At 34.6% G+C, this 25,800-nt stretch carries 24 protein-coding genes and 1 tRNA gene; 12 read left to right on the top strand and 13 right to left on the bottom strand.

Annotation, left to right across the window (positions count from 1 at the left end):
• Positions 1 to 11 precede the first annotated feature (11 nt).
• Entirely contained in the window at positions 12 to 896 is an 885-nt protein-coding gene (gene era / locus ABJG98_RS08805; protein WP_348279134.1) for a GTPase Era, read from the bottom strand.
• A gap of 13 nt (positions 897 to 909) precedes the next feature.
• Here era and ABJG98_RS08800 point away from each other — a divergent pair, with 13 nt between their 5' ends.
• Positions 910 to 1,347 carry a nuclear transport factor 2 family protein gene (locus ABJG98_RS08800; protein WP_348279133.1) on the top strand — a complete coding sequence of 146 codons (438 nt, stop codon included), beginning with the start codon at positions 910 to 912 and terminating at the stop codon, positions 1,345 to 1,347.
• Positions 1,348 to 1,405: 58 nt separating this feature from the next.
• A tRNA-Met gene (locus tag ABJG98_RS08795) sits at positions 1,406 to 1,478 on the top strand.
• A gap of 172 nt (positions 1,479 to 1,650) precedes the next feature.
• Here ABJG98_RS08795 and ABJG98_RS08790 read toward each other — a convergent pair.
• The 8 genes from ABJG98_RS08790 to ABJG98_RS08755 all read right to left on the bottom strand — a co-directional run bounded on the left by ABJG98_RS08790 (position 1,651) and on the right by ABJG98_RS08755 (position 14,286).
• Positions 1,651 to 2,238: a hypothetical protein gene (locus ABJG98_RS08790; protein ID WP_348279132.1), complete on the bottom strand. Its 588-nt coding sequence runs from the start codon at positions 2,236 to 2,238 to the stop codon at positions 1,651 to 1,653.
• Between the two features lie 15 nt (positions 2,239 to 2,253).
• On the bottom strand, positions 2,254 to 4,422 hold the full coding sequence (locus ABJG98_RS08785; RefSeq protein ID WP_348279131.1) for a hypothetical protein: 2,169 nt from the start codon (positions 4,420 to 4,422) through the stop codon (positions 2,254 to 2,256).
• 93 nt (positions 4,423 to 4,515) lie between these two features.
• Positions 4,516 to 5,595 (bottom strand): ATP-binding protein, encoded by a 1,080-nt coding sequence (locus ABJG98_RS08780; protein WP_348279130.1) that lies wholly within the window; start codon positions 5,593 to 5,595, stop codon positions 4,516 to 4,518.
• A 2-nt stretch (positions 5,596 to 5,597) separates the two neighbouring features.
• Positions 5,598 to 8,141 (bottom strand): ATP-binding protein, encoded by a 2,544-nt coding sequence (locus ABJG98_RS08775; protein ID WP_348279129.1) that lies wholly within the window; start codon positions 8,139 to 8,141, stop codon positions 5,598 to 5,600.
• A complete protein-coding gene (locus ABJG98_RS08770) occupies positions 8,138 to 9,112 on the bottom strand; it encodes a hypothetical protein (RefSeq protein ID WP_348279128.1) in 975 nt (324 codons plus the stop codon). The genes ABJG98_RS08775 and ABJG98_RS08770 overlap by 4 nt, the downstream gene beginning before the upstream one ends.
• On the bottom strand, positions 9,102 to 12,314 hold the full coding sequence (locus ABJG98_RS08765) for a hypothetical protein (protein ID WP_348279127.1): 3,213 nt from the start codon (positions 12,312 to 12,314) through the stop codon (positions 9,102 to 9,104). Before ABJG98_RS08765 ends, ABJG98_RS08770 begins: the two co-directional genes overlap by 11 nt.
• Positions 12,311 to 12,943, bottom strand: coding sequence for a hypothetical protein (locus tag ABJG98_RS08760; protein ID WP_348279126.1), 633 nt, complete (start codon positions 12,941 to 12,943; stop codon positions 12,311 to 12,313). The genes ABJG98_RS08765 and ABJG98_RS08760 overlap by 4 nt, the downstream gene beginning before the upstream one ends.
• Positions 12,940 to 14,286 carry a hypothetical protein gene (locus ABJG98_RS08755; protein WP_348279125.1) on the bottom strand — a complete coding sequence of 449 codons (1,347 nt, stop codon included), beginning with the start codon at positions 14,284 to 14,286 and terminating at the stop codon, positions 12,940 to 12,942. Before ABJG98_RS08755 ends, ABJG98_RS08760 begins: the two co-directional genes overlap by 4 nt.
• Before the next feature lie 172 nt (positions 14,287 to 14,458).
• Here ABJG98_RS08755 and ABJG98_RS08750 point away from each other — a divergent pair, with 172 nt between their 5' ends.
• The 3 genes from ABJG98_RS08750 to ABJG98_RS08740 all read left to right on the top strand — a co-directional run bounded on the left by ABJG98_RS08750 (position 14,459) and on the right by ABJG98_RS08740 (position 15,702).
• Positions 14,459 to 14,785, top strand: coding sequence for a hypothetical protein (locus ABJG98_RS08750; RefSeq protein WP_348279124.1), 327 nt, complete (start codon positions 14,459 to 14,461; stop codon positions 14,783 to 14,785).
• Between the two features lie 459 nt (positions 14,786 to 15,244).
• On the top strand, positions 15,245 to 15,493 hold the full coding sequence (locus ABJG98_RS08745) for a helix-turn-helix domain-containing protein (RefSeq protein WP_348279123.1): 249 nt from the start codon (positions 15,245 to 15,247) through the stop codon (positions 15,491 to 15,493).
• Entirely contained in the window at positions 15,481 to 15,702 is a 222-nt protein-coding gene (locus ABJG98_RS08740; RefSeq protein ID WP_348279122.1) for a hypothetical protein, read from the top strand. Before ABJG98_RS08745 ends, ABJG98_RS08740 begins: the two co-directional genes overlap by 13 nt.
• Positions 15,703 to 15,739: 37 nt before the next feature.
• On the opposite strand, the gene ABJG98_RS08735 is transcribed toward ABJG98_RS08740, so the two are convergent.
• Complete coding sequence (locus tag ABJG98_RS08735) at positions 15,740 to 16,690, bottom strand: TauD/TfdA family dioxygenase (RefSeq protein WP_348279121.1); 951 nt, start codon at positions 16,688 to 16,690, stop codon at positions 15,740 to 15,742.
• A gap of 742 nt (positions 16,691 to 17,432) precedes the next feature.
• The gene (locus tag ABJG98_RS08730; protein WP_348279120.1) at positions 17,433 to 18,047 is read right to left on the bottom strand and encodes a sulfotransferase family 2 domain-containing protein; all 615 of its coding nucleotides are present in this window, start codon (positions 18,045 to 18,047) and stop codon (positions 17,433 to 17,435) included.
• Positions 18,048 to 18,347: 300 nt separating this feature from the next.
• Here ABJG98_RS08730 and ABJG98_RS08725 point away from each other — a divergent pair, with 300 nt between their 5' ends.
• The 4 genes from ABJG98_RS08725 to ABJG98_RS08710 all read left to right on the top strand — a co-directional run bounded on the left by ABJG98_RS08725 (position 18,348) and on the right by ABJG98_RS08710 (position 21,751).
• Positions 18,348 to 18,566 carry a hypothetical protein gene (locus ABJG98_RS08725; RefSeq protein WP_348279119.1) on the top strand — a complete coding sequence of 73 codons (219 nt, stop codon included), beginning with the start codon at positions 18,348 to 18,350 and terminating at the stop codon, positions 18,564 to 18,566.
• A gap of 180 nt (positions 18,567 to 18,746) precedes the next feature.
• On the top strand, positions 18,747 to 19,319 hold the full coding sequence (locus tag ABJG98_RS08720; protein WP_348279118.1) for a hypothetical protein: 573 nt from the start codon (positions 18,747 to 18,749) through the stop codon (positions 19,317 to 19,319).
• Between the two features lie 276 nt (positions 19,320 to 19,595).
• Positions 19,596 to 20,621 carry a pyridoxal-phosphate dependent enzyme gene (locus ABJG98_RS08715; RefSeq protein WP_348279117.1) on the top strand — a complete coding sequence of 342 codons (1,026 nt, stop codon included), beginning with the start codon at positions 19,596 to 19,598 and terminating at the stop codon, positions 20,619 to 20,621.
• 194 nt (positions 20,622 to 20,815) lie between these two features.
• A complete protein-coding gene (locus ABJG98_RS08710; protein ID WP_348279116.1) occupies positions 20,816 to 21,751 on the top strand; it encodes an ATP-grasp domain-containing protein in 936 nt (311 codons plus the stop codon).
• Here the strand turns inward: ABJG98_RS08710 and ABJG98_RS08705 are convergent.
• A complete protein-coding gene (locus tag ABJG98_RS08705; RefSeq protein ID WP_348279115.1) occupies positions 21,748 to 22,767 on the bottom strand; it encodes a carbamoyltransferase N-terminal domain-containing protein in 1,020 nt (339 codons plus the stop codon). The two genes, ABJG98_RS08710 and ABJG98_RS08705, sit on opposite strands and share 4 nt — an antisense overlap.
• Positions 22,764 to 23,330, bottom strand: coding sequence for a carbamoyltransferase C-terminal domain-containing protein (locus tag ABJG98_RS08700; RefSeq protein ID WP_348279114.1), 567 nt, complete (start codon positions 23,328 to 23,330; stop codon positions 22,764 to 22,766). Before ABJG98_RS08700 ends, ABJG98_RS08705 begins: the two co-directional genes overlap by 4 nt.
• Before the next feature lie 229 nt (positions 23,331 to 23,559).
• Here ABJG98_RS08700 and ABJG98_RS08695 point away from each other — a divergent pair, with 229 nt between their 5' ends.
• The 3 genes from ABJG98_RS08695 to ABJG98_RS08685 form a co-directional block, all read left to right on the top strand.
• Entirely contained in the window at positions 23,560 to 24,210 is a 651-nt protein-coding gene (locus ABJG98_RS08695; protein ID WP_348279113.1) for a hypothetical protein, read from the top strand.
• Positions 24,200 to 25,138, top strand: coding sequence for a hypothetical protein (locus tag ABJG98_RS08690; protein WP_348279112.1), 939 nt, complete (start codon positions 24,200 to 24,202; stop codon positions 25,136 to 25,138). Before ABJG98_RS08695 ends, ABJG98_RS08690 begins: the two co-directional genes overlap by 11 nt.
• A 125-nt stretch (positions 25,139 to 25,263) precedes the next feature.
• The coding region (locus ABJG98_RS08685) for a hypothetical protein (protein WP_348279111.1) at positions 25,264 to 25,800 on the top strand (537 nt) is incomplete at its 3' end.

The following is a 25,800-nucleotide window of genomic DNA, read 5'->3' as shown; positions in this document are numbered from 1 at the left end:
ATTGTAATTAATTAGTAACCAAACCTAGTCAATTTTCGGTCATCCTTACGCCAGTCCTTCTCTACTTTTACGAAAGTTTGTAGGTGAATTTTCTTACCAAAAAAAGCTTCCATGTCTTTACGAGCTTGCATACCCACTTTCTTGATTGACTCTGCCTTTTTACCAATAATAATGCCTTTTTGGCTATCTCGCTCTACATAGATTTCGGCATCTATGTGAATAATGGTTTCCTCTTCTTTGAAGGAGGTGACGACCACTTCCGAGCTATAAGGAATTTCTTGCTGATAGTTCATAAAGATTTTTTCACGAATAATTTCCGCACAGATAAATCGCTCGCTTTTGTCGGTGATCTCATCTTTAGGAAAAAATGCCGGATGATTTGGAAGTAATTCTAGTATCCGATCTAATAGCTCGTTAGTACCATGCTTCTCAAGCGCAGAAACCGACATGATTTCCAGATCTGGGTATAATTCCTTCCAATAGGTAGTTTTATCAAAGGTCTGCGAGCCTTTGTTTTGATCTGTTTTATTTATCAGAAAGATAACTGGGGCCAGAGCATTTTGCGCCATTTCAATAAGCTGAGGATAGTCGTTTTTATCCTCTAATGCTACCATGAAAAGAATGACATCAGCATCATCAAGCGCCGTACGTACATAGCCCATCATCTTTTCCTGAAGCCTATAAGCAGGATCTATTGCACCGGGGGTATCTGAAAATACCACCTGGTATTTTTCATCATTCAAAATGCCGAACATTCGATGACGAGTCGTCTGTGCTTTGCTACTTGTGATGGCTATTTTCTCGTTCATCAGCGCATTTAGCAACGTTGACTTACCTACATTGGGTCGGCCAATGATGTTTACAAATCCAGCTTTGAAATCTTCCGTATCTTTCATCAAAAACAAAATTATGCGGATAATACTTAGCATACTAGCGCTATCCTTCTTTACTGTAGTATGTGCACAGGACAAAGAAGTAGAAGCCATCAAAAAGCAGGTCAAAAAATTCTCAAACTATCTGATGACAGATAAGCGTGAAGAGGTGGTGAAAATGTACACGTCGGACGCAAAGATCTTTCCGGATGGTACGGATATTCTTGAGGATGACGGATTATCCAATTACTGGAATCCAGAGAATAGATCGTGGAAAACCACCTACCACAAGGTGACGCCGGTAGAAATAAAGGTTATTGGTGATGAAGCGTATGATTATGGTTATTACGAAGGTGAATCTTCGAATGGAAATCAATCTTCAAGGTGGAAAGGAAAGTACGTAATTGTATGGAGGAAGGTAGAGGGGGAATGGAAGATCTACTTGGATATCTGGAATAGTATCAAAAGTGAGTAAGTATATATTCAATTCTATTTGGTAAGAAAATATAAGCGACGTAATTTTGCACTCATATCGCGGGGTGGAGCAGTTGGTAGCTCGTCGGGCTCATAACCCGAAGGTCACAGGTTCGAGTCCTGTCCCCGCTACTCTGAAAATCAGGCAGTTACATTTTAGTGGCTGCCTTTTTTGTTTTAGGGTTAAATAATGGTTAAACAAATAGGTATTATTTTGAATGAAATTCCTTCAGACTGAGAACTTTTTGCATCAGTTTGATGAATTCCGAAATCTTGCTACCAATCGCTGAAGTGGATTGTTCTATTAAGATCTTTGGATCTTCTGTTTGTCCAAAGATGGTTGATGAGAAAAGAATGTTGAGTCCATATTCACTTCATCTAAGCCAAGTTTGAAATGAATTTTCTCCTTAATTAATCTCAATAAGTTTTTATTCTGACTTTTGAGACCAATCCATTTTAGAGGTGGTGACGAGCTTTCGATTTTTCTATACTCACCTCGATACAACTCATCGGCCTTAACAATGTCGAAGTAGATACTTTGGTAGGGATTACTTTCACTTTCATCTTGCAATAAATAGTTGGTAAAATATTGACAAATATTTTTCAGAAATGCTAAGTCATCTAGTGACGAATTAAGGAAGTCATTATAGTGTGTTTTGTCTATTCCTGTTGCATATTCTTCATTATAGTCAATTAGTGTAAGAAGTTGCTTTTTAAAAGAATCAATTTCTTCTTGCTTGATGCGAGAGTGATTTGATTGTAAGTATCTATTTAACTCTTCTGAAAGAGATGTTCCCTCCTCATCATTTTCATCGTATTCAGGCCATTGTATTATTTGAGGAAAATTAAAAGTCACAAATATTTGGTCGTAATTTGGGTTCAGCTGAATCATAATTCACAGAGAGTGCTAGTTGTTATTTATTTCCTTGAGATCCTTAGTGAATTCATTCAACACCTTTTCGGTATGGGTCCAGTCCCAATAGTATTCCTCAAATTCAATTGGAGGAATAGTGATTTCGTATTTTAAAATACGAGAGGAGAATGAATTTATCATTAATTGAACTAATCTACTTTGAAGACTCAGGTATTCAAGTAAATCAGATAATTGCAAATGATTATTCTCCCAAAGTAAATACTCCCCTTGATTAGTCTTCATTGTGCCAGCTAAAACGAAATTTTTAAATTCATTAATATTTCTGACTGGGTATTTGAATTCATTTCCATTCAACACACGGTTGCTCAGCATGATAACATAACAATCATTTTCGATATCCTTAAGATCAATATTCAGCTTTATCTCAAGATCATTCTTAAGGTTGTTTTTTCGAAAGTTGATTTTTGTCTTGTCAAGTTGGTCTATTGCTTTATTGATATAGTCATATGTTGTTCTTAAATCATGAATACTGGTGGGGTGGAGGGATTGTTTGCATTCAAAAAAGAATATTGTATTTTCATAAATTGCAACTAGATCTATTTCTCCATTCTTAATGGAGACATGTTTATAATTTTCAATTCCGGCTTTTGTTAAAGTATCACTCAATCTTTCAACTAGTGGATCAAAAAGTCCATCTGTGATGAGATTCTTGTTATTTAATTTGTATTCTGAGGCGTAAAGATTTCTTATTGAGTTTGACTGAACAATAATTGTAAGGCAAACAAGGAATGATTTGTCTATATTAATTATAGGATGGTATTGAATATCGAAAAGTTTATCCTCACCAACTTCCCAACTGATAAGGTCTAAGAATATGTCAACTTTGTCTGGCGAAGCTAGTTTTTCTAAAATATCATAGAATTTTTCTTCGTAAAATGTTGCAATCAAAGATCTGATAACCGTAGCTGTCGAGCTTTCTACTTTATAGATTTTCTTAGTAAAAAGGTGATAGAACAGTATAAATAGTCTGTGGATTTTGATAAAATCCATGAGATTTAAATCATCTCTTATTATGATTTTTTTTAGATCCGCATAATTCAATAACTGCTCCTTGAAAACAGTTGAAAGGGACATTATTTCTTCTTTGAATAACTTTTCAGTATTGAAAAATTTATCAAAGATTACTTCAAGAAGCGGTTCAGGCATCTTGATTCTAAATCTTGGATAATCATGACTTTCCGTGTACTCAAAAATTTTCAGATCGTCATATTCATATAGTTTGTCAGCTAAATCTTCTATTGACGTAGCGTTAATATCCATACTCAAAAGATCATTTATGCTTTGAATTTGGGATCGTATAAATCCAAGTTTCATGATCTTTTCGAAATCGGCAGATGGGGGAATTATCTTGATTGAATCATTGGTTTTTTCACACTTGTATCCAAAATGCTCTATTAATATTTCAAATTCCTTCAGGTCTTGGATAATACATGATACAATTATTAGCTTTCCAATCTTCCCATTGCTTATCCACTCATCTGAAATTTTAGTAGTATCTGTGTGTTTAGATTCTCTTGTTTCGGTAATTAGATAAATCAGAAATGAAACACCACTAGATATTTGCTCTTTACTTCTAGACTTGATGCTAAGCAAATCAGCGCCCTCAGGTAGATGATTGGAAAGAAATAAGAAGTCAGTGTAAGCTAGAAGTGACTTTATTAAAGACTTATCCTTATTAGTTTGATAAAAGACTTTGACTTCCGCTAGAATAAATTTCCTCAGTTCTCTAAATGATTCATGAAGTATTGATAGACTAACAATCGATTTTAAATAGGCTGTATCCTTATGGGAATCAATACCTAATTTGTCCAACACAATAATCAAGTGCTTTGCTACTGATCCAACAATACATTTTTGAGTTTCATAATTGGAATATCTAAAAACACCCTTTCTTCTGATGGTCTCAAATGTTTTCTCTATATCGAAAAAGACTCCTAAAGTGAGATTGTTTATTGAGGACACATAATCACTGTTCCGAACAGAGATTGTGATTTTTTTTTGGAGATCTTTTTGTTGTTTGTTGGTAGGAGAGATTACCTCCTTATCAAGAAGTTTTCTTATTAGGAGTTCATTGTCTATTTTTTTAAGATTCAATTGATCAAACTCCATTTTTTCTGAGTCAGAAGGTATTTCAAGTTCCAACTCCTGAGGGACAATGCGCAGTGTTAGAACATTAAATGTAATATTTTCAGAATATATGAAAAAGGATAATTACCCAATAACATTAGTATGGGTTTAGTCACTTAATGCCAACTTATGTTTTTCAATTGCTTTGAGATCAATTTCATTAACAATTGTTGCTAGGTATTCGAGCTTAGAACACATTTGTTCCATTGTTAACTGAAATTCTTCATTCAAAGAGTATCCATCAAAATATTGTAAAAACTTTTCATCGACAAGACCATTTCTATGAGAATAAAGATGTCTGACTTGAAGTATCTTCTCGATTTCACTTTGGCGATCATTGTCAATTACCTTCAGGTCTCTGATTTGCTTGTTCTCCTCAATAAAACCTTTTACACTTCCTTTTTGCAGACCTAAAAGTTGTTTCTTAGCCCAATATTTCACGAATTCTTGTAGGTCGGTGCAATTCAATACTTCTTCTATTGTTACTTCTTTTTTCGATTTGAGTGTTGACGGATTAGCTAGGAAAATTTCGTAAAGCAAATCAGAAAGATAATTTTCGAAATTATCTGCTATTGATGAAAATAATATTCTCGTTAAAATCTTACCCTCAGAATCTGTTGTTGGGTGTGATGGACTTACTGGGTATAACTTAATTCCTAGGTCATCAAAAATCTTCAGAATGCTTTGGTAATGTTCAATTAGTTTCTTTTTTGAACTGGTTGAATCATTTTTGTAATTCTCAAGAAGCTCATTAATTCTCTTAATCTCATTGAATCCATCAGTTCTAAAATGCTGTTCTGGTGGGTTTGAAAAAATTATAGAGCTTCCTTTACGGATAAATACCTTACCCTCAAGCTCGATTATTTTTTCTGACTTATCAACTTTAATAGCATAGAGTTTCTTCTTATTAGTCTGAACGTATTCATATTGAACTGAAGGATGAGGTTTGAGTAGATCGAGTGCTTTATGAGTAATAGAATTTGCATGGAAATCATCACTCAAACCATTGATTTCTAAACCACCTAAAGGCTTTTCATGTACCCCGAGGATTAATATACCTCCTTCTGCATTTGCAAATGCCGAAATGATTTGGGCAATATTTCTAGATGGCGGTAATACAGCCTTGTATTCGAGATTTATTCCCTCAGGTTGTCCTAAAATTGCCTTGACTTCCTCTTCGAGTGACATATCTAAACTGGTATTCTATTAATTCCTGTTGTTTTAAGTATTCTGCCGAGTGTTAAATGTTTGGGCTCTTGAATGCCATTGTCGATCCAAAGCTCAGCATTTTCATAATCCAAGGTATCTTTTTCTGAAGTATAATAGACTATTACTTCACCGTGATCTGATGGGCGAATTACAACTTGTATTAGTAATCCATCTTTTTTTATGCCACCGATAACCGTATGTGCCAACTCTTCCATTTCGCTACAGTCATACTGAGGAAGTTTATGCAAATGTTTTAATACGTTTTCTTTCGCCCTACTGATTAGTGATTGTGCGTAAAGAAACATCTCTACCGATGGAGTGGAAGTGTGTGTAAACATCGCCTTAAGGTCTTTGTCTTCTAGAGCCACCTCAAGTTCTTGTTGAGATGATATTCCAAGACCAGCTAACATCTCCTGAGTCAGTTCAAGCTTACCCCCAATTGTTTGAGAATTTTCTAAAATTTCTTTCAGTTGTGTTAGGTTATCGATGTGATATTCGTTTAGAAGATTTGATAGCCCTTCAACCTCAATTGGGCTAGCTTGTATTGAGGTTGCTACCTTAGCAAGTTCTGTTAAATCAGCACCAGATTTCATGATTTGATACAGGCCTTCTTTATCTTTAATCGTATTCATAAAGAGATCAGCCTTCTTTCTGTACAAGTCAGAGAAATGTTCTTTGCCTAGAAGTTCATTATTATCAAACCATTCAGATAGCATACTGATAGCTTCAATATAGCCATCATCCTTTTCTTTTGCTTTACTTAATACTTCTGTTATTCGTGCAGCTATGTCTTGTAATTTTTTTGAATGATATTTTCCAAATCCAACTTTATTATGAATTAATATGTCATCCCAGTCTTCACCTAAAAGCTTGAGTATCTTAACTAAATCTGGGTCTTTAATTTTATCGATGAATAGATTTGAATCACCTTTGAAATCCGAGACGCTCCTGAAATTACCATTGGCATTTGGAATAATATCATACTTGTTTAAATAGTGTTCGTTGGATTCATCTTCTAACAAAAAGGTTCCTACTTCATTAAGCCATTCAAAACATTTGTCTTCATCTAGTTTAAGCGCATCAGATAAACCCATTATAGACTTTAGATTCTGTATATCTTTTAGAAGTTCTTCATAATCTAAATACTTCCATTCATTCCACGAAAGACTAAGCCATTGATGAATATGATTTTTTTTACATACTGAGTCAGGGAATAAGTCATAGGTAAATTTCCAAATTTGATCTGCTACTTTTTTTGTGTAGGATTTCCTAGGAAACCATGTTTCATTGATCGATTTATGTTGTTCTTTGCTCTCTTCTGACTCAACAAGTTTTGACTTGTAAACAACATCCCTTAGTGGTTTTTGAATATTGGTTTCATACCAGTCAAAGTCTATGTACTTATCAATAACAACCGGCAGTCTTGTATCAGCCATATTGTATAGATCTGTAAAGTTATTAGACTCAACATCGGCAATAAGTTCTTTATATAGCTCGACAGCCGCCAGAAGTATTTCTTGGTTTTCAATAACCTCTTTATCCTCATTTCCTTTTAGCCAAACTCCTTCACGTTCAGTTAAAGGGTTGAAGAAAAAGCTGTTGACAACAACAGGAAAATAGAATTTCTCCGAGCCAATCAAAGGAAAATCACAAAAGAGTTTAGGAATGCCCTCCGTACTTAGAACTTTGTAAAAGTTGTCCGTTTTCTCAATCTCAGCAGCTACGCTAACTTTTTCATTTGTTCGAAACAGAATTAATCTCTTGTATTGTTGCCCATTCTTGTCCTCTATTATTTCCTTAATTGAAGAGTTATAGGAAGTTGTATTACTAAATTTTGAGATTGTTTTCATCTTATTATCAATTATCTCAATGCTGGAAATCTTTGGTATAAACGCAAGCACATAAGGAACGAGCAGTGAAAACTCCTCAATACCGAGTCGTGCAATATCTTTCTGATTTTCAGTTATTAATTGATAATTAAATGTTGTGTTAAAATTCTCTGGATCATAGCTGGTCAACTGTCTTGCAGAAGTATGAAACTTATTCCACGCTTCTTCAATTTTTGGAATGAATAGAGAAGTTGTTTTCGCACTTCTATCCAGTGGAAACTCAAATGAATAGTAATTGCTATCTGCGGCTTTTAATATACCTTTTACGTCTATGACTCTTGAGAGTAGGTGAGTGGTTATAAAACCCGTCCCAAAACGACCCGTCTTTTTTGTTGTTTCGTGCTCTTCTACTTCCTTTGATGAGATTTGATTAATGAGGCCTCTCACATCTTGCTCTGTAAAATGAGTTCCATTATGACGAAATTCAATGTTATCATTGTTTAGTTCAATTTCAACTGAAACGGTTTTCTCCTCTTCATCCGCAATACTATCTTTTGCATTTTGAAGTAGCTCCCAAGCCCATCTTCCTTTATTATTTTCAACCGTTTTATCTAAGTCGTGTAACCTTCTAATGATTTTATCAGCAATGGATCTATTCCCATCTTCTTTTCTGCCTTCTTCGATTGATTGAATCATAATGTGATTTTGTTAAAGCATACCAATTCTAGTAGATCGTTCGATTCTTCCTCAATCCATTGATCCTTTTGAATTAGGGCCTTTATGAGATTGAGTTGTTGATTGTTAAAATCCTCTGGATTGAGGCCAGAAAGTGGCTTGGAGTGATTCCATTCACTATTGTGATTGGGAGAGTTTACCGATAGTAGCAAACTATCTGATGGGGGGCTCAATAGTTTCAGGTCAGCACCCTTTACCTTCAATTTTTCCTTGATTGAGCTATAAATTTTTAGCCCATGATAATCCCAATCACAGGAATAATAAATAGGGAGAGAGAGTTTGGAAGGTTGAATGTCATCAATAATGGTGATGTTATTACCACCTACATACCAAAGCTCTATGTTGTTTTCCTTGGCTTTCCATGGAAGTTTTAAGAAGGCTAGGTTCTCACATAAGACAATAGTGCTTGGAGTGACTGAATCCACAACAAATCTCCAAGCTAGATTCTTAGGATCTTTTTCTGGAAACTCTTCAATGCTCAGTATTTGACAGACAGCATTTTTAAGGCTTATGTTATTCTCTAAATACTTTGACCCTTTGCCCTTGAAAACAGTAGCTGAAAACGTTCGTATTGTACTTAATTCTTTTCTCAAGCTTTCCTGATGTTCTGATATAAATAGCAATGTGAATATGTCCTCTTCCAAGTATTTTCTCTTAGCATCAGATTCGATTCCATATGAATTAAAGAAATTAATAAATAGATCATAATGCTTCTTGAAGTTTAACTCATAGAATGCTGCGAAACCTCTTTGTGCTTCTAATATGTTTAAGTTGCCGATTTTAGGTTTTATAAGTCCCTTAGTTCGAATCAGGTATTCAATATATGAATGACCCCTAATTTTGCTTTTAGTAACACCTTTGGTAAATAACTCATGTAGTGCCTTGAGATGCCGCCAACTTAACTTCCGATTATATATGCTATCACGATTCATCTTTAATATCTGAACGACTGTAAATTGCCATAGGTGTAAAATTGACGGGATCATCCTCATCTGAATTCTTGTGTAGTATGTAGACGTATTGGTCACCATCCTTAAATCTTCCTACTGAACCCACAGACATAGAAATGATCTGATAATCATAAGTCTTAGCGATGTTATACAATAGATCATAGTTTGAACCTAGACCTTCTGCTTCATCAATAGGCATAAAACGTATGCCTGGCTTTTGCTTTTCGCCATCTTCCTTTCCGATTATGGATAACCGTGCAATGCATAGCATAGCAATTGCGGCATAGGTTTGACCCGTACTTCCAATATTGGTTCTTCCTGCATCAGATTCCATTGAAAAGGTAAGATCAAAGTAGGAGCAAGGGTTTAGTAGGTCAGTTATGGTCACTTTTGTATCCTTTGATCCTCCACATTTGTCAAATGCGTCTTTCATCATTTCTTCTAAACCAATTTGGAGAGATAGATCGTGTCTTAGTCCATCCTCCGACGCGAATAAGCCGATTTCGCGATCAACTTGATCCTTGAAAGTGGCAATCCATTCAAGAGGAAATTGCTTAGAAGTTTCCTTTTTGAGTCTGACTCTGTACCCTCCAGTTATTTGCTTCTCATCGCTTTTGAAAAAATTATTAATTAACCTGATCTCGTTGAGTTGAATGGTTACCTTATCGTTAATCTCCTCTACAATGTCACGAATGCGTTGTATTTTCCTTGAGCTGAGCTCTCGATTTTTTTCATTTATTCTTTCGAGATAGTGTCTGATCTTTTCAATAACATTTTCTTCAGTCACCTGCTCATTTCTGAACGCTTCTGGCAGAAGATTTTTTCCGAGTTCAAGAAAATCTTGCGATGTTTCGAACTTGTGAGAATCAGCAGATAAGTATTGGTTAACAATTAAACTAAATTGATCTTGATAACCCTTTTCGGCTATTAGATATTGGTCGTGTTCGTATCTAGGTTCATCATGAACTATGTTTTCTAATATTGAAAGATCAGGGTCAGTGCTGAATCTGTTTTTATATCTTTCGAAAGCCTTTTCTTTCTCAGAAATAGCGTTTTTATAGCTATTATATAATAAGACAGGGTCAAGGTTTCTAATTGATTCTTTTTGACTTGCGATTCTCTCTATGAGGTTTTGTAGGTTTTCCTTATCATTTTCTGAATTAAAAGCTTTCGAACTGCGATCTCCTAATCTCTCAAATATGGTTCTTGCTTCTTCTGAAGTTGGAACCGTCAAACTGGAGATCTCTTTGATTTTTTTTAATTCCTTGTTCTGGTTTTCGAAAGCTGCAAAAGCTCGTGCAGCTTCTCTGTGGTTGTCTTGGGCATTGCCATACTCTTCTTCAATTACTTTTTCATTTGATAGACTTGATAGATATTTCTCAAGAGTCTCATCGTCAAAATCCAACACTTTGTGATAGTTAGCTTTGTCTATTTTAGCTTTTTCTAAATAGTATTCATAAAACTGCTTTGGACTGTCAAGAACGAGAAAAGTTGATTGAACTAATTTGAGTTTATTAGTATGATCTATCAACCTATCAATATCAGATTGAAGCTCTTTTGAATATTCTGCAAAAAAGAACTTAATAGATTTCTTATCAGATTGGTCAAAAACTCTTTCCTCTATAAGAGGTACAAATTCTAGTATTCCGTTTATATTCAGCCAGAAACCATCTTTTTCTCTTTCTAAAATGTTGAGTGCGAGAATTAATTCTTCAGGACGTGGAAGATACTTCTTCTTGTTCGAAGGTTTTGTTCTTGGTAAGTATTGAAAATGGATTAGTGCACTTTCCTCTTCAAACGTTAAGGGACGATCGAGATTGAATGCCCAGTTGGCTAAGGAATTCTCATCATTGATATCAGAATAGTTCTTTAAAATCCTCTTTTTCTTGATATCCTCATTGATAATTTCCAACTTATTGTTGATGTCCTGGCTAAACTCCTGAAAGAAATTTGGCCATGTCTGACTTTCGAAGAATTCTTCAAGATTCTCTTGCTTTAGAGCAGATTTCACAGACTCTATCGCTTTTATCTTATTAGCAGCTTCTTTGCTGTCCTTGTAAAGTCCCTTTAGTTCGGATGACTCACATTTTACTTTGCTTAAAACCTCCTGAGCTTCTTTGAGTATAGAATGTTTTTTTTCAATCTCTCTCAATTTTATGAGAGCACTATCTTCATTTACCTTTAACTGACGCTCTCTGAGATCCGTTTCAGACAATTCACTATTTGCCCAATTGTTTATTTGAGCTAAGAATTGAGTTGTTTTGATGTACTGATTAGAATCAGCAACTAGCTTTTGGTACAAGTCTTTTTCCTCTTGACTGAAATATGCACAGCTTTTTATTAGCCATTCGTGCATACTATTTTCGAGTTGATCTCTTCGTTTATGTAACTCTAAGTAAGCTTTTTGCTTTTCAGTTACTCGGTTTATTTCCTTTAAGTTTCTCCCATACTCTCCAATTTCAGATTCGAATTCCTTGACAGCCTCTTTAAACCTCTTTGTGATTTCCTTTGCTTCAGTATCTCCAAACAGGAAGTCTTTCAAACTCGTACTCTTCTTGGTATCCAAGGTTTTTCCTCGTGAGAAGGATTGAATGATTTGAGCAAAGTCCTTAAGTGTCTTATCATTTGAAGTGAGGTCCAGAGGAAGAATTTTATTCTTAAATAATATCTCATGGTAGGACTTAGGTTTTTGCCATGAATTACAAATGAATCCACTCTTCTCGAGGTATTCCTTAAGGAGATCAATTGGAAGTATTTCATCGTTTTTAAGAAAATCTTGGTAACTCAGAGGTCTATCGAAAGGGGTGAGGTTTTCCATCTCATAACCACTTTCAATGATAAATGAATGGGTATTTCGTACGGTGGTCTCGATGTAAGTGCCAATAACTACAAATTTATTTTGAGTTACGGCAATATTTGCGAAGGCATATGCAAAATCAGTTCCACGACCTTTTTTGTATTCAAGGACCATTCCTGTAGGTTTCCTGTCATCTGTGCCAACCGTGGCAGATTCGAATGCATTTGAACCAACGAAGATGAGTTGAAGTAAATCACCAATCATGCTTTTTCCAGACCCACTATCACCCATGAAGTCAGTCCTTAAAGGATGGAATTCATAGTCAAATTCCTGATGATGAATAAGTCCTAATGTAGATAAGCTATGTATTCTAGGAAACTCCTTCATATAACCTTATCTCCTTTAAGCCAGTCTTCTAAATTGTTGATATAGTCCGAGTAAATTTTGGCGATTCTTTCAAAAGCAGGAAGTGTATCAAATAAATCTTCATCTAAGGTGATCCAGCCAATTTTGGCGAATTCTTTAAATGCATCCAAGACTACTTTGTCAACATTTTCATCATTGATTTTTGTTGTTTTTTCCCTTTTCGCTTTTGCTAATGCCCTATATAGACCTGGTTTGAGATCTTCATAATCCTGCCTGATTATTTTCTGAATTTTAGAAACAGAAGAAAGGTCAACATATCCATCGATAAAAATGATTTTGTAGACCATAAAAGCCACAATAACATACTCATTAGGAAAAAAATAGCGATGTTCTAAGGGAATGTTGCCTCGGGTGTTGTAGCCGAATTCTAAATAGTAGTACTTATTTATAGTCTCTCCTCCATGCTCTAAATAAACGCCGTAAAACTCTTCATAAAAGTCTTTCAGGCTCTCTTCATTTTCTTCAATGAATCGAAAAAAGCTTGCTTGATGGATACTGTTTTGAATGTGAACACCATCCTTCAAGGCGTAATCAATTTTAGCAAACAGATCCCTAGCTTCTTGATGTTTAAAAAATGCCAAGCTATTCATGATATTTTTTCAATTGACATGTTTCTTAATTCAAGATTTCGGACATGGTTTGACTGATCATTTTCAGTTGAAATACTCAGTTTCCAATTATATGATTTCCGATCTCTTATTACTCGATATGCTAGTTCAATGGCAAGATTTAAGTCATTGTTGTTCATTTTTAGAATGTCAAAAAAGTACTCAGAGAAATGAACTCTCGCTTCTTTTTTAAGATCCAAATCAATACGATTTAGCCAGATATCAATCTTGTCTTGTTTGATAAATTGATTTTGAGAACTGCTATAGGCTTTTAGCTTTGATTCCTCATTTTCAGTGTACCGTAGTTTTTTTCTTGCCCTGGCAGGAAATAGGTCTTTCTTGCGCTCAACAATCGAAAATTTAGTTAATTGACGTAAAGAACCAATTTCCGGGATGTCAGGAGGGAGCAACAATATCTTTTTATTTTTTGCAACCTTCAAAGTACTTCTGTCCAAAAGAAACCTTAGAAATTTCTCCACCTTGGTATTAAAGAGAGGCTTGTTGAGATTAGAAAATAACTGCTTTACTTTTGGTTGGATTCGATCTAGGCGGCTATCTACAATTGAAAGCAACTTCTTCATTTCTTGAAGAAAGAGGTGAGCGGAGTGAATCGAGTCACCGATTTCCTTGTCATCTATGGACATTGATTGCTGATCAAGATTTCTTTTAATAGTGTCAAACTCTCTAAAAGCTCCACGTAACTCCTTATTTTGGCTTCTTATATCATCAAAACGGGTATCAATTTCTTTTAGGATTTGAACAATCTTAGTATTCTCATTGTCACTTATGTTTTGACGAAGCTCTAGTACAGAATGATCAATTTGTCTTTCTATAAAATCTATCTGTTGTCGAAGATTAGGCTTAAAGTTTTCGAAGCTAATAGCTATCCAATCTTTGACCTGCAATTGAGTTTTAGCCTCCGTTAACTCTTTTGTGAGGTTCTTACAAATACGTTCTATTTGGGTTGGATCAAAATTGGATTTCAGTGTATTAAAAGCATGTTTACAAAATTCATTGGCATACTCTTTAAATCGATAAACTTGCTTCTCCTCATCATATCTTAAGAAGTATTCCTGAAGGCTTGCGATTGTTTGATTATAATGTTCTGTTGGTTTTCTGTGAGACTTTGTCCCAGAACGTGGATGTACTGTATCTAAGGCGTCATGAATATCGGATTCTTTGAACGTCATGTCTGGAAAAGCTCCTTCCAGACTTCTCTGATATAACCATACTATGGCCAGTCCAATTTCCCTTTGCGGATAAAGGAGTTGATAATTATCGTCTTTGTTGATTTCGGAAAAAAAATCAAAACTGGCGGCATCCATTTCTTCATTGTTCTTGGCGACATATGAAAGTTATACGTAATGCTTTTTTTAAAAAAATATTTGAATGAATTTGAGCTATGTGTGTCTTTGCATTGAGGTATAGATTAAAATAATAAAACAGCTTAAATCATTTCTTTATTTGAACACCTACCTAATAAATAGCCTAAAAAGTATGAAAGACTATTTAGAATGGGTTGCAAAAGAAGAGCCAGTTATTTCAACTGAGAGACTGATATCTAAACTATTTGATGATAAACTGAATGGAGATGAACTCTTGGTTTGGATGAGTTCTCATACTAATGAAGGTGCACTTTATAAGATTATTGGTGGAGCCACTGGTCTAGTGCTTGGTCGTAAGATTGGTAATTTGATAGCAAAGGCCCTTGGCATTGAAAATGGAATTCTTTTTGACATACTCACTTCAAGAGTGGTTGCTGCTAGAATAGGTATTGCATTGTCAAAAAAGAGAAAACAGAAGTCTGGCTTATCTTTATCTTGACTACCAATCATCATTTTTTTAAATATGTGTCTGCAATTAATATCCTATATCTGAGCATAATGGGTATTTCACATACCACACATATTTCAATTGATAAATGTTCACAACTTTCTTGATTTTATATTTTTTTTTCTTGAAAGAATGCAATGAGTTACTTGTATTGTTGGTTAGATAGATAAATATTATCTAGGCTTAGAAATAATTAAGCTTCACCGAAGAATGTCTTTGATGTTTACGACACTATTCAATAAATCTTTTTTTGTCTTTTTGAGAATAGTTATTGATTCGTTCAGGTTCGATAATTCGACCCTACGGACTGCTTAGCTAGCCTGCAAGTCATTGATTTACAGATTTTTTTGTTTTATACTGTCGCTATCACTGTCGTTATTTCTTTCACCCCACTACGCTCAATTACTTTTTTTGGTATTATTACAATGGGACAAATGAAGCTATATCATAATGGATGTTACAATATATACACTTGAAGAATTAAGAGCAGTGATGAGAGATGAACTTCAAGCATTCACAAAAGATGACGAGCAATTATTGACAAGGGAGCAAGCCGCTCAATTCTTGAGTATATCATTACCAACATTACATAACTGGACTAAAAAAGGTAAGATTAAATGTCAGCATATTCCCGGCACAGGTCGCATTTATTATTTGAAATCGGATTTATTGAATAGTGTGATTGAATGCACCAACTAAGTAGGGTTGGTAATTGCGCTAACTTGTTATCTGTTCGATTGATCAGAGTAATCTCAGTCAATAACGATCAGGAATTTGAGCATATGCATCTCCAGGAACTCAAACGAGTATTTCTAAAATATAAATCTGAAGATGTGAGAGGAGGTAAGTTTAATCTGATTCATCCCGAGAGTCATTGGAGGATGGTGGAGCTCATAAATTGGAATTGAATATAAAATCGCTGATGGCATATTGTCAAGTTTAAGACTAATCAGAAATCACAAGTTTCTTGATTTGCTCTTTGGCTAAGTTTATATTGGTAGATATTTGATTTAACTCAAAATCGTCTGACCAGACACCGCCTCTATAGCACCCTTGATCTGTGTGTCTGAAAAGAGTGCTGTAAGAATTGGGTAGTTTTTGGGAAGCTGGTGAAGAAATCCAAATTCTATACAATAATCTATTATCTCCTTCAAGAAATTTGAGTCTACCATGAAGCGCTTTGTGATTATTGACTATTAAGACATCTCCATGCTTCAAAATGACACTTTCTCTAAATTCATTGATAACTTGGTCTAACGTATCAAGTGCATCAATTTGTGGGATGGTTAGGTTCGGAAGATTATTTGTTCTAATGGTATTTTCAATTATACTTCTAACATACCACATGATATATCCATTGGAAGTTTTTGAAATAATAGGAATTTCTTGAAGATCTTCCATGTAATTGTACTTGAACGGTTGTTGCAAAACTTCAAACTGTTTCGGGTATTTATCAATGAATTTCTCACATATTTGATTCGTACTTACTACAAATGTCTCTCCCCCTTTTCTTGCGGGCTTCATGCCACAAAGTACAAGTAAGTCGGATCGATCATTATGGATTGGCACTGCTCTAGCATCTTCTTGTCCATTTAGTAGAGGTCTGTTTTTTGAATTAGCTTTTCTATCATCAATGATTGTATTAAGGTCTTCAAGTCTTAGAATAAAATCATTATATTTTGTTTCTGAGACCGGAACACCCAAAGTGAAACCGAACTTCAAAATGTTTTCTTGGATTTCTTTTTCTGTTTGCCTGTGAATTGGAAATCCCTTCAATAACAGGTATCCGAGTTCTTCGTTAAGGACTTCATTTAAAACTTCCAAATCCTCCTTCTCACTGGAATAATATCCATCATTGGTGAGGCTGAAGTAATCATTAAAATCGAATGTTTTCATTTAACTAAAAATAGCATAAAAATAATTCATCTGTATTCGATTACACAAAATGATCATAAACGAAATGCACTATGCTCTAGTGTCTGTTATAGGCTTTTGTTTCAGAGGTGATTGTTGGTTTATGAAATTCAGTTGACTTAATGGTTCTGTAAGGTGTAAGTTGTTTCGGTTCCGTATTTCTTGCTGTATCAGGGTTCTCAAAAAATTACCTTGGAATATTGTTGTTTTAGAGTTCCATTATCAAGAAGGATTTATATAGTCACATTTTCTAAGTTCAATGCTGTCTATGGTTATGTTGTTACAGTTGAGAATGTTTCTGAGTTCGTCTGTCTCTATGTTGTGAACCTTGCTCATTATTAACAAGTTGCGACCTTCACTACCCTAAACTTCTGTTGTCCAGATTTCTTGGTTGTTCTGTTGCTAGTTCCAAGTTCGTGAATCTTTAGGTATTTACCCGTTACCCGAAATGCAATAAGATATCTTTTCCAATATTAGTGTGGGTTAATTTACCCACCGGAAAAAAGAGTGTCACCTTCGCTTAAGTCACTCACAAATACCTCCTGAAAGTAGTGTTGTTCAGCCTTACGGGCTGAGAAAATTAGAAATATGAGGAGCCGGAGAAATCTAAGCAATGCTTATTGTACATAACATTATTTGTAAAATGCATTTTATATAATGTTATTTGCTTTTAGTCCTATCTCATATAAAGAATACTCAAAAGTACATTTTCTTTTAAACCTTCTTATTGCCTCCTCTGACGGAACCTGGTTTTTTTTTTTGAAATATTTTTATGAGGGATAATGATTCGGGGTTTCTCTAACTTTTCTGCAAGAATATCCATGCTTTGTTGATAATATTCCATTACGCCAATATGTACAAAGTATTCATCAATGAATGTTACCATATTTCCTTTTGACAAGTCTTTTGGAAAATGAAGGCTCATAAGTGAACCATTTTCAAGGAATTCATCAATGTCATTGGTTACCCAAAATTTTCTTCCATTACGATAATTTGTGCCCTCTTTCACTTTCCTATGTAGAAAAAAATATAATGAAAGGTGCATTTCTAACGGATCACGTACGAATGTAATTGCTTGTCTTATTTTTGGGTAATAATCATCAATTCCAAATCCTCTTTTGCGGTTAAAATGCCCATGAATGCAGACATCTTTTTTATACTGACTTTGGTGCCATTTTTTTAACTTAAATTTTTTAGGCATTAAGTTTTCCTTTTCATTGTAATAATGAAACAATAAATTATCACCGTACCATTTTTTTAAAACTTCTTGAAAAGAAGTGCCTCCACATTTTGGAATATGAATAGATAATAATGGAATTTCTCTTGTATAGTTTTTCATTCAGCTTCTAAGTCTATTCTATAAATGCAAATAGGGTCTTTTTAAAAATCTGTAAAAGTATCCTATTGCCCAATCATTGCCAATAGCTCAAAATGAAGCTGGCAAAGAAGCAGTTTCGACACATAACTGATGATTCAAAAACCCCAAATTATAGATAGTTTGCAGAAGGATTTTTAAACTTTATTCAAAAACAGATTGAATAAGTGAAGTTCGAATACACCCTAGTCAAGCTATTCCGTAAATGAAACTTAAGTTACTTTAGTGAAAACAATGAATTAGTTTAAATGAGCATGTATGTGTATGTTTTGTCACACAAGTATTTTAAGTGAGGAACCAAACTGGGAAAAGCTAGAATCATTAGGAGCTAGTGTTGTGTATTCTCACCATAAGCAATTGGTTCCTTTGACACAGCTTAAAGAAGAAGATATAGAAATTTTTGATGTAGCCTGCACAGAGGCAAACGATGGAAAGTACATCCTTGTGGTTACATGGAAATCAAAAACTGATATGTACTACTAGGATTAAAATCAAATATTAAATTAATTGAAGAATGATTTTTGATACCTAAACATCAAATTATAAGGAAGATTTTTGATAGGTGTACCAGTCATAAAACTGGTCCTCAGCTTAAATAAATTATACAAGGATAGACAAACTCCAACAAGGTTTAAATGAGGTATGGAGCAAAAAAATCACAAGATGAATGAAGTTGATGAAGGTAATAAGGAACCAGAACGACTAAAGATTCAATATGGTAGTGTAAATGATGATACTCTAATTACAAAGATGATTTTGAGAGGCCGTCATTTTACGAGAGGTTATCATCAAGAGGTAATGTGCTTTATGCCCTTACTAGATAGATGGGTCAGAATCTCAAGGATTCAAAAGGGAGATGTGATTGGATGGAATGCTGATCCAAATTATAGGGGTAAGCATTTTCTTCACATTATGGATCAGTGGAAAGTAGTATTGACGGCAAAAGATGTAAGAAAGGCTTATAGTGATGCTAATTTAGAGTTAAATTCTTATAGCCTTGGAGGCTGTCATGAATTCTCTCTAACGATTATTGAAAAACTCTGGAACCAAAATGTAAAATTAAATCTGAAAGCGAAGTGGGTTTCAATTTTTGAGGCTGCATTGATTTTAGAAATTACAGAGGAGAAAATATCAACCTATATTAAGAACAAAAAAATTCCAGATTTGAAAAGAGATTCAAATGGAAGTTTAAGAATACGAAAGGATGTCTTACAGCTGATAAGAGGAAAAATATGATTTGGCGTCAGTATTCTTTGAATTCTACTGTTGAAAACGTCTAAGTTTATAATACATATTCATTTCATGAGTGAGCTTAAAGTTTTGGCATAGCTGCAAAGTATGTATGAGAAGGAACTAGAGCTCTTTAATAGTTTCTGGCAGAAGGTAAGGTCGAAGGGGCTTCCAATATATGTGATTTGTTTTGAACCGCTGCCAATAAATTAAACCAATCAATATTCAAATTTTATTGTAATAGACGTTATGTTTCTTAGATATTGTCATTTTATTTACTAAATGCTCAACATTGAAGAAAAATTTCCTCTTTCTAGAGAAAGGAATTTAGTTTATCAGAATTGTCTTACGGAAATCGGCAATACTCCACTACACAAATTTACAGAAGTACCAATACTCGGGAATAATCGAATATTTGGGAAGCTAGAATATCTAAATCCAACAGGAAGTCATCATATCAGAATTTATCCCGCACTTTTTCGTATTCTTGAAAGTAAGAAACTGATATATCCGGGTATAACCCCAATTGTTGAAACAAGTATTGGTAATGCTGGGGCTGCAATGGTTTATTGTGCAAATAAGTTGGGTTTCAATAAGCCTTCTCCTAAAGTAATTATACCTGCTGATGCATCAAAGGCACGTATAAAGCAAATTACTGAGCTAGGCGGAGATTTGATTTTTTCACCAGCCGGTAGGTATAGCGAAGGGTATGTTGAGGTTCTAACCAGGATGCTGGATGAAGATAAGAAAAACAAAGGCAATTTAGGTGAGGATCCAACTAGACTAGTTGCGATCTCAAAAGTTATCCCAGAGGCCAAGTTGGCATACGAAAACTTTGTGAAAGAAACGGTTGATCAGTTAAAGAAACTAAAGGTGAGTAATATAGATTATTTTTTGGGTGCAGTAGGATCAGGGACTAGTTTGAGCGGTATTGGAAGATTTGTTAAGCAAACTTGGCCTAAATCTAAAATCGTTGCAATTGAACCTCAAGAGGCACCTGTTGCTAGGTACCTTAAGGATAATGGTAAACCTTTAAATATGAAAACCATACCTCATAATGTTCATGGAGTTGGAACTTATGGTATACCAAAGGGTAAACTAAATATTGACTTTAACATCATCGATCAATATGAAACATTTTCCAATGATGACTGGTGTAAGACATTATCAATGGTAAAAGAGCAAGAGGGTCTTCCTATTGGTCCATCTACGGCGGCCGTATTATCTGTAGCACTAAAATATGCGAATAGATTTAGGGACAAATCAATACTCATATGTTGCTATGATAATGATTGGAAAGCAGTTTAATATGAAATAAATGCTTCAAAATCTACCTTTTTTGAATTGAGTATTACCTTGTTCTTTTATTAAAAACCTAACACTGTTTGGTCAAGGTACACTTGAATTTAAAGTGAACAATATCGAAAAATCAGACGCTAATAATTAGGAAATCAGGTTTTGAATCATTCTATAAAATAGAGAAAAGTGATAAGATATATAAAATGCTTACTGAGAAGAAATATAATTTAGTTCTTGTGCCGCATAAAGAATCTAATCAAAGGCCTGACTTTGAACAAATTGCTAGTTATATCGAAAAAAATGCTCCTGATATTCAAGTATTTATCGTGGAAGATATTGAAGAAAATAAGGCCATTGATAAATTTCTCAAGAAAGAACCTACTCTTGTGTTTTCAATATTTAGGTTAAAGCACCTCAAACAGCTTACAGGCACCATTTATGAAGGATCAATTGTTTCTAAATATGAAGAGCTTTTGATGATGAAAAGAATGGACTTACCTGTACCCAGGATGGCACTTTTAAGTGTGGGTAATAAACCTAACCTTGATGATTTTGGGGATTACATAGTAATGAAACCAGCACGTGGACGACAAGGTGCTGATGTGAAGATTGTAAAGAAATCTAAAGTGAAATGGAAAAAGCCTAAAACAGAAGCAGCATCAAGATCTCATCAGTGGATTCTTCAAGAATTCATTTATACAGGTGAATGGCCTACTAGCTACCGTGTAACAACCTTATTCGGAAAAGTCCTTTTTTCATTAAAAATAGAAGCTAATAGAAATAAAATTCCTCTGAAATCTAGGAATGATTTTAAGAATGGGGGAGGAACCATTGTTTCTTCTGGAAAAGGGTGCAGCTTTAGTTTAGATTATGATGAGGAAATAATCGCTTTAGGTGAAAAAGCCCACGCTGCTTTTCCTTTAGTTCCATTGATAGGTTGTGACATTGTCAGAGATGTGGAGGATGGTAAGCTATATATAGTTGAGGCAAATTCCATGGGCCTAGTTTGGCACTTTAATTCTCCAATAGGTAGAAGTAGTCAAAAGCACTCAAATATTAGCTTTGAATCACAGTTTGATGGCATCAATAAGTCCGCGGAAATTTTGATTCAAAAAACACGATCCTTAACACTATCTTAGAATATTACACTGTCACCTTTTTGTTCAATAACACATTTGAGATCAGCTATTGAAGCACAAATATTATCTCCTATATAAGGATTTTGTAGGTCCTTAACAGGTATATCTATTTTATGGTCCAAACATCCATAGATAGCACAACCTATAGCAGTTCCCATATCTGGAGCATATGGTGGGATATGAATTCCCTTGTATATATTGCTCTCGGCAAGTTGTTTATTTAGGCTTACGTTTAGAAAGCATCCACCAGCACAGCAAAGGTAGTCGTGTTTTTTATGCTTGTTGATTAAGTCCAGTACCCCTTGTTCAAAATCAAATTGGAATTGAGCAATATCATGGACAGAAATAATAGTGTCTAATTCACTTTGCCATTTAGTGTCCTTATTAAGGAATTGGTTGGTGCTGTTTTTCTTGTTCCCAAAACCAGCTAACGCCATTGCTTTACTCTCATAAAATCCTTTCGTAGCATTGAAAACTTTTTTAGAGAATGAGTGATAACTTAATCCTAGTTCACAGTTCAAAAATTGATGCGAGAGATTAAGTGTCTGATTCAGACCATAAAACCAGCCTCCAAATCCCCAATCACCTCCACCGTCGAGACACAAGACATCTGTCTCTGAATAGCCAGATGAGTAGAAAGTACTTGCTGCGTGTGCATGATAGTGACTCACCCAAGCACATGGAATTACAATCCCCTCAACCTCTAGTTTTCCATAGACTATTCCAGTAGGGTGATTTGCAGTCAAATATTCACCAGAATAAACATAATCTCTTGAATGAGAGGAAAGTATGCCTCCCTTTTCCTCTATCTGATTCATATTAGGCGAATTGAGGTAAATTGAATCAAATTGTTTTAATTCATTAATGGATAGGTCGTCAAGAATAGTTAAGGTGTACGACTCTTTGTTCCAATGGTGCCTTAATCTTGAGTGCCGTTCCATTTCTCTTAAATAAACATAATTATTAGAGATGATGCAATATGCGTAATCGTGATTGAGGTTTACTCCAATAATCATAATTTATTCGAGATTAGAAATTTATCTATAATTAGGAAGTCAAGGTCGAGTTTTCTATAGGTATTGTATGCTTGTTCTATAGTATTGACTATTGGTTCTCCTTTGCCATTAAAAGAGGTATTTATCAAGACACCCACACCAGAATATTTCTTGAATTCTGTTAATAACACATGAAGGTTAGGGTTTCTTTTCTGATTTACTACTTGAACTCTTGCCGTGTGATCAGCATGTAGAATTGCAGGAAGTTTTGTCATTACTTCTTCCTTACACTTAACTGCAAAGAGCATGTATTCCAAACTAATGTCACAGGGAGGGCGTTCGAAAAATCGATCGAAATCTTCTTCTAAACAAACTGGTGCCAGAGGTTGGAAGGCCATTCTATTTTTGATGTATCCGTTAATTCTGTCTTTATTTTGTATGCTCCTGGCGTCGGCCAATATCGACCTGTTTCCTAAGGCTCTTGGCCCAGCCTCCGCATGTCCCCATACAAATCCCCCAATAAATCCTTGATGTAAGTAATTAGCTACTGAACTATAAGTATAGTCGGATATTCGTTGAATCATTAAGAGTGAATTTAATTATGATTGTAATTTTTTAAAGCGATTAGAATTAAACTCAAGCAAGTGAGGAGACAATTATTGAACAAAATAGGCAATTTACCTTGATCTGTGGTGAGGAATCTTGTAGTTATGAAATTGAAATGTGAAATCAATAGGTTCAATTTTTTAAATAAATATAACTTTTTGATGTTGATTTAACATTTGGTGATAATTTGGATAATCATTAATAATTATGTGCGAATCTGATTTCTTGTTTGATTTAAAAGATGAAGGTACATCCTTAACTATTGTGTTTTCCAGTTTTGGGGTTACTAGATATTTTGAGTTCAAAGGATTTATGAAGAGATCCTTCCCCTCTCAAAATGTTTTGCATTTTAGAGACAGTCAAAGGTCTTGGTATTTCAATGGGATTAAAGGTTTTTCCAACTCTCCAGAAATGACGCTTAGAAAATTGGAATCGTTCATTATAGAAAAAAATATTGATAAAGTATATACTCTTGGAATGTGTTCGGGAGGGTTTGCAAGTTTGTTATATGGACATTTATTAAAAGTAAATCGAATTTTTTGCTTTTCTCCCCAGACCATATTGGATGGAACCATTCCCAGTAGGTATATGAACCACTTAAACAGAATCAATCGGGATTTCGGAGATCATCCATTTATTAACCTGTGCAATCTGGATTTATCTAATGATAATATAGATATATATTTTGATCCTCGCCATGAAAGAGATAGCTCTCACATAAAAAATCTTACAGAAAAATGGAAAGTCCCTAACCTCTTCGAAAGGCAAGGGGGGCATTTTGTGGCTAGAGTAATGAGGAGTGATGGTTCATTGAAGCAGGTATTATATCCTTATTTGAAAAGTAAAAATGCCGATTAATAAAAAAAAGAGACTTGGAATAATTTATCATTCCAGTATTGAAGATGAGCGACGCGGTTTTTTGGAACACTCAAAGGAATTGTATGATGAGATTGTAATCATTCGTCCAGAGAGAGTTATTTATGAGTATAAACGAGACTCTACTGTACCCGAAATGCACATCGAAGATAACTCCCTGAATAATTTATCAATGGTGTATTTCCTTGAATACTCAGGCTGTTCACCACAACAAGTTCTACTCTTGTTGAATAACCTTCGGAAGGAGGGATGTCCCATGAGTACTAATGTTGAACGATTTGCTAATTGCTATTCTGGAGTTACAGATAATTTAGGAAAGTGTTACGAATTATTACAGTCTAAATTTGACAATGTACGGACTCCCAGTTACGTGATACATTACAAGAATTTAGTGGATCAAACATTAAAAATAGCTATAGAAAATGGGCATTTTCCTTTAGTTTTTAAGCCTGTAAATGGTCTTGGTGGAATGGGGATTCGTAAGTTAGATTCTCCTCAAGAGGCAAAAACATATATAATAAGCCAGTTTGATTCTGGGAACCGACTAGTATTGCTAGAACAATTCATAAAATTTGAAAGAGAATGGCGAGTTTATATTGCTGATAACCAAATTATCTGTGCGTACGAAAGGGTTGGCTTGCCCTATCAAATTACCAAGAATTTGTCGAGAGGTGGAAAAATGAAATTGATAGATTCTGATTTTGATCTGGTTCGTGATTTTATTTTGGAGGCTTTACCTCTCGATTGTCAGCTGGGTCTATATGGAGTTGACATTGGGTTTAGCTCTCGAGGAGAGTTTCATCTTATTGAAATCAACACAATTTTTTTGTATAGAAATGTTTGGGAATTAACAAAAGTAGATATTCCGTTTGAGGCTACTAGAATACTTTACAGAAGGGCAAGAGTTTGATGATTTTATGAAAGTTGTCTCTTTTAAATTGATTTTCATTTTGAAAGTACTTTAAATACTGGATATGTGAAAATTCAAATAACATTGTACTTTGTTCTATTATATGATATAATCCTATCAAGATTATGAAATACGAGCTTACTAATCTTTCTGTTATTGTGGTGATAAAGGTAGATTCTGAAGACAGAATTAGAAATCTCAATTACATCCTTGATTATTATAATCAGTATTTCAAAGGTGTTGAAATAGTAATTCTTGAACAAGGTGAGCAACAGCTTTTCTTCAAACAAGAAGGGACTTCTAATTTAGAAAATACAATTGTCTATCACTTCATAAAGGATAATGGACCACATTATAAAACGAGAAATTTAAACCTTGCTACTCGCCTTGCCACAAGAAAGATTATAATGATGACGGATACGGACGTGTTTGTAGAACCGAAAGTGCTTTCAAAAGCACTTTGCAAAATGGAAAAGGAAAGTTCAGCAATACTATCGCCGCATAATGGGGTTATGGTTGAGGTTTCCAAATCTTTTTTTTCTCTGAATAGCAAAAGTGAATTACTTGATAGCCTAGTTTTTTTTCCACGAAGCTTCAAGCAAAAAATGGATCAATTTGATCTTTCTAATATTTATCCAATTTATGGTGGAGAATACTTCAGC

The organism is Ekhidna sp. (genome assembly GCF_039960695.1).
GTDB lineage: Bacteria > Bacteroidota > Bacteroidia > Cytophagales > Cyclobacteriaceae > Ekhidna.
Note: the sequence above shows the minus strand (reverse complement) of the source record. Positions and strands in the feature narration are given on the sequence as shown.